3 protein-coding genes, 1 pseudogene and 1 riboswitch are annotated in these 5,764 nt (G+C 38.9%); all 4 genes and pseudogenes read left to right on the top strand.

Features of this window, described 5'->3' with window-relative positions; all coding sequences use genetic code 11:
• The first annotated feature begins 116 nt into the window (after positions 1-116).
• Positions 117-225, top strand: a riboswitch (SAM riboswitch).
• Between the two features lie 97 nt (positions 226-322).
• A complete protein-coding gene (locus DRF60_RS20560) occupies positions 323-2,743 on the top strand; it encodes a TonB-dependent receptor plug domain-containing protein (RefSeq protein WP_116015207.1) in 2,421 nt (806 codons plus the stop codon).
• Positions 2,744-2,750: 7 nt separating this feature from the next.
• Positions 2,751-4,037 carry an APC family permease gene (locus tag DRF60_RS20555; RefSeq protein ID WP_116015204.1) on the top strand — a complete coding sequence of 429 codons (1,287 nt, stop codon included), beginning with the start codon at positions 2,751-2,753 and terminating at the stop codon, positions 4,035-4,037.
• A gap of 145 nt (positions 4,038-4,182) precedes the next feature.
• On the top strand, positions 4,183-5,268 hold the full coding sequence (gene prfA, locus DRF60_RS20550; RefSeq protein WP_116015201.1) for a peptide chain release factor 1: 1,086 nt from the start codon (positions 4,183-4,185) through the stop codon (positions 5,266-5,268).
• A gap of 93 nt (positions 5,269-5,361) precedes the next feature.
• Positions 5,362-5,764: pseudogene (locus DRF60_RS20545) on the top strand (hypothetical protein); the annotation flags it as partial.

Here is a 5,764-nt window from a genome sequence, read left to right as displayed (position 1 = left end):
GAAGATGATTATTAAATAACAAAAGAGGGACGATAACACATCGTCCCTCTTTCTTATTGACAGCACAGAATATATAACTTTTTGTCAATTAAAAATATTAGTCTACTTTTGCAGTAGATTTATCAAGAAAGGTGGAGGGATTTGGCCCTATGAAACCTTAGCAACCTGCACGACTCTAAAAAGTGTAAAGGTGCTAATTCCAACCCAGTTTGGGGAAGATGAGAAAAGTCAATATTCTGACAATAATTCCATTTCTTGAAATCTTTTATGTCTGCGGATGAGGTCCGTGGAACTATTTTATTATTAATTTACAAGGACAAAGATGAAAAAATTAAGCCTGTCTGTTATACTTCTGGGAGCTGTTTTGGTGAACGCACAGGAACAGGAAAAAGGAAATCAGATCGAAGATGTAATTATCGTAGGAAACAGAAATGCTAAAAGAACAAAACTGGAAACACCGGTTCCTGTAGACGTTATCAATATAGAAAAGCTGCAGAAATCTGCGCCGCAGACGACAGTCCAGGATCTGCTGAATTATGTGATTCCGTCATTTAATTCTGTAAGACAATCAGCATCTGACGGGACGGAACATATTGATCCTGTAACCCTAAGAGGAATGGGGCCGGATCAGGTTCTGGTGCTCATCAATGGGAAAAGAAGACACACCACTTCATTGGTCAATTATCAGAATACCGTTGGAAATGGATCTGTAGGAACAGATCTCAGTACGATCCCGGTGATTGCTATTGACAGGATAGAAGTGTTAAGAGACGGTGCAGCAGCACAATACGGTTCTGATGCCATTGCAGGAGTAGTCAATATTATTCTTAAGAAAGATATAGGAGCATCAGCTTCAGCATCCTATGGAATTAGCGGAAGAAATGATGGCGAAACCTATCAGGCCGGAATCAATTACGGATCTTCTCTTGGGAAAAAGGAAAGTTATATAAACCTTTCATTGCAATTGAGCCACAGAGGAAAGACCACAAGAACTCAAAATCATGATCTGGACATTTTCGGAGATAATTTTGCCTATGAATTTGCTAATGATCCTATCGCGGCCAGAGCTACAGATGAGCAGATTATTAGAGAAAGAGGTCTTACCCGGGATGACTTTAATTTTCAAATCGGGGATGCACAAATCAGGCAGGCCCAGTTGTTTTTTAATTCTGAATACCCTTTAAGTGAAAGCTTTAAGCTATATTCTTTCGGGGGGTTCAGTATTAAAGAAGGAAAAGGCTTCGGTTTCAGAAGGCTGCCCGGAGAAAAAGATAATGTGGTTTCTTCCATCTATCCAAACGGATTTCAGGCCTCTTTGAACTCGCGGGTTTACGACTTTTCTTATGCTGTAGGAGCAAAATATAATGTTAATAACTGGTTGTTTGATGTAAGTAATACTTTCGGAAGCAATACTTTCAATTATAATGTAGACAATACCAATAATGCATCTTTAGGGGCGAAATCTCCAACGAGCTTTTATGCAGGAGCGCACAGTTTTCTTCAGAATACGGTTAATCTTGATGTTTCTAAAAAATTGGATCAGTTTAATGTAGCATTTGGAGGAGAATTCCGTTTTGAGCAGTATGAGATCAAACCGGGAGATGAAGCTTCCTACACCCGGTATGATATCAATGGAAACCCTGCCGTTCCCGGATCTACCGTGGAGGGGAATGGCGGCTCACAATCATTTATCGGTTTTTCTCCGGACAATGCTTTAAAGAAATCCAGGCATTCAACAGCCGTATATGCTGATGTTTCTTATGATATCGCTAAAAAATTGAATATAGATCTGGCAGGAAGATTTGAAAATTATTCAGATTTTGGAAATACGCTGAATGGAAAACTGGCCGTGAGATATGAATTTGCAAAAGATTATGCAATACGGGCATCAGTAGGAACTGGCTTCAGGGCTCCATCGCTTCAGCAGCAGTATTTTAATAATTCCTATGCCGACATCTCCACTTCAGGATCGGGAATTGTCACCAAAGGGATTTTCAGGAATGACAGTGATGCAGCAAGAGCGCTCGGATTTGATCAGTTAAAACAGGAAACATCAGTCAATGCCAGTGCAGGCCTTACCCTGAAACCTGCCAACAGACTGTTTGTAACAGTTGACGGATATTGGATCAGAGTAAAAGACAGAATAGTGATCACCAGTAATATCGAAGATCCGAGACTGGCCCAGTACGACGTAGAAAGCGGAAGATTCTTCGCTAATGCAGTAGACACAGAAACAAAGGGAGTAGACGTTGTTATCACTTATGATTGGAAACTGGGCGGAGGAAATTTAAATATCAATCTGGCAGGAAATTATACAGAAACCAAGATCACCGATTTCCATTTTCCTGAAAACCTTGTACCCACTCAGGATGAATTCTTCGGTCCGGACCAGATCAATATCATCGAAACACTTTCTCCTAAGACAAAAGCTTCCTTAGGATTGAATTATGCAATTGGAAAATTCAATTTTATGGTGAGAAATACGTATTTTGGCCAGGTCATAAGAGATGGCTACCCATTTGGAAAAGTTCAGAAGTTCTCTCCCAAAGTGGTTACAGATGTGAGTGCAGGCTATGATATAACGAAAAATATTAATCTTACCATAGGAGCCAATAATACCTTTGATGTGTTTCCGGACCTTCAGATCTATGAAAATTCATACTATGGAGTGTTTAAATATGCGCCGGTCCAGATGGGAACGCTGGGAAGTTATTTCTTCGGAAGACTTAATTTTAATTTTTAACTGCTAAATGAGTACTGCTACACATCAGATCGGCTGGAAAACGGCTGCCGCAATTGTTGTCTCCAATATGATAGGGACAGGAATATTCACCACGTTAGGCTTTCAGCTGTCTGATATTACCAACACCTACAGTATTTTTCTGCTGTGGATCATCGGCGGAATCCTAGCCCTGTTCGGAGCGTTTTGCTATGCCGAGCTGGGATCCTATTTTAAAGGAAACGGCGGAGATTATATTTATCTTAAAGAAACCTATCATCCGGTATTTGGCTATCTGGTGAGCTGGATCTCTCTGATCATCGGGTTTTCTGCACCCGTTGCTTTGGCTGCGCTTGCAATGTCCAAATACCTTTCAGCGTTTAATTATACCTTTGGAAACGGCTTTGCCATAGGCTTCATTTTTCTTGTGGCAGCGAGCTTATCGTTCAGCCTTAAAACATCAAGCAGATTTCATAATTTTTTCACCTTTATCAAAATTGCTTTTATCATTATACTGGTGATTCTTGGCGTTGTACTTTCAGGATCTGAGATAGGAAACAGCCTGAAATTCACTGACAGCTGGCAGAACGAGATTATGCTTCCGGCTTTTGCTACATCCCTGGTTTTTGTTACCTATTCCTATACCGGCTGGAATTCTGCTTCTTACATTGCAGGAGAAATAAAAGACGTTCAGAGAAATCTTCCTAAAGCTTTAATTGTGGGAACTGTTTTTGTCACAGTAAGTTATCTGCTGGTCAATTTTATCATGCTGAAACATGCACCTGTAAGCCAGCTGGCCGGAAAAGAAGATGTCATGGGGGAAGCCGCAGGGAATATGCTGGGCAGCGGTTTTGGCAAAATCGTCAATGTTTTTATTGCCTTACAGCTGGTTGCCACCATCAGCGGCTATTTATGGGTAGGTTCAAGACTAACCCAAGCTTTTGCAAAAGAAAACCATTTATGGAGATCACTTGCGGTCAATAATAAAAAAGGAATTCCGGTAAGAGCAATCTTTATACACGCTATAATAGCTTCAGTGATCATTTTAACGGGAAGTTTTAAAGAAATTTTTGTATACACTGCTTTTATTCTTCAACTGTTTGCAAGCCTTTCTATTTCAACCGTTTTTTTTCTTAAAAAAGACCAGCGGAAGATATTTAAATCCAATATATTTTACATTTTCCCGGCAGTCTTTCTGCTTTTTAGTATGTATATTCTCTATTTTACACTTATCCATAATCCTAAAGAAAGCATTATAGGACTTGGAATTGTAGCCTTTGGACTGATTTTATATGTAATTGACAGGAAATTTTTTTAAAAAACCTTGACAGGGTAAATATTCTGTTTCTTCTAAAAAGCACCATAAATCCTAATGATTCAAAAAATTATGTGAATCCGGCAGGTCAAAGGAATTTTAATTTGAATTAATAAATTCTTATCTTTGCACTCTCAAAAATTGCAGAATGTCTAAATCATTAATTCCAAAACTAGAAGCTATTAAACAAAGATATAATGAGGTTGCCGACCTTATTATACAGCCTGATATCATTTCAGATCAAAAAAAATATTCTTCTCTGAACAAAGAATACAGTGATTTAGGAAAGATTGTAAAAGTTTACGATCAGTATAAAGGTGCCCTGGATGCAATTGAAGAATCTGATGAGATCATCGCTGATGGTTCAGACAGGGATCTTGTAGACCTTGCCAAAGAAGAAAAACTGGAAGCACAGGCTAAAATTCCAGGATTAGAAGAAGAATTAAAAGTTCTGTTAATTCCTAAAGATCCTGCAGATGATAAAAACATCATTGTAGAATTGCGTGCCGGGACAGGAGGTGATGAAGCGGCTATTTTTGTGGAAGATATCTACAGAATGTACAGCATGTACTTCAAAACAAAAGGATGGAGACATGAAGTAACGGATTCCAATGAAGCTGCAAAAGGCTACAAAGAACTCATCATGAAAGTAGAAGGGGAAGGTGTTTACGGAATCATGAAATTCGAGTCCGGAGTTCACCGTGTACAGCGTGTTCCTGAAACAGAATCCCAGGGAAGAGTTCATACCTCTGCCATCACCATTGCAGTGCTTCCGGAAGCTGAAGAAGTGGATGTAGAGATTAACCCTGCAGATATCGAAATGCAGACTTCCCGTTCAGGAGGTGCCGGTGGACAGAACGTTAACAAAGTAGAAACCAAAGTACAGCTTACTCACAAGCCTTCAGGTTTAGTGGTCGTATGTCAGCAGGCCCGTTCTCAGCTGGCAAACCGTGAGCTGGCCATGGAAATGCTTCGTGCTAAATTATATGATATTAAACTTCAGGAAGTTCAGGGAGATATTGCTGCACAGAGAAAAACAATGGTTTCTACAGGGGACCGTTCCGCAAAGATCAAAACTTACAATTATCCTCAGGGAAGAGTGACAGATCATAGAATCAATAAATCTATGTATAACCTCGATGCTTATATGAACGGAGATATTTCTGAAATGATAGACGCTGTCATCATGGCGGAAAATGCAGAAAAGATGAAGGGAGAAGAAGAAAATTATTAAAAATAAATTACAAATCAGGCTCTTGAATTTCAGGAGCTTTTTTTTTGCTGTATATTCATTCTTCATAAAAATCATTGAATTAAAACAAATAATATGAACAATTTTAAGATCATGATATTCATGATGCTGGCATTATTAAGTCAAAATCTGCTGGCTCAGACAGAAGTGAAGAAACCTTCGGAAGTCTTTGAAATGTACTTCGGAACTTTCGTTAAAAATGATGATGATGCACTTTCTAAGCTGAATGATTATTTAAAACCTACCGTGGAAGGAGAAAATGCTTACCAGGTAGATTTTAAAATCGTTTCCCGGGAAATGATGAAAGAAAGTACTGACAATTTTTTATCTGCTTTTTCTAAAACCACGGCAGATGCCTGCAGGAAAGAAGCTGAAGATTACTTCACCGCTATGATGGAAAATTTTAAAAATGGAAAACTTTCCGTTAAAGATGTGAAAATTGTTCAGAATGAATATATAGAAGATCAGAAAATTGCTG

Source organism: Chryseobacterium elymi, assembly GCF_003385495.1.
GTDB lineage: Bacteria > Bacteroidota > Bacteroidia > Flavobacteriales > Weeksellaceae > Chryseobacterium > Chryseobacterium elymi.
This window is presented reverse-complemented; position numbering and strand designations above follow the sequence as displayed.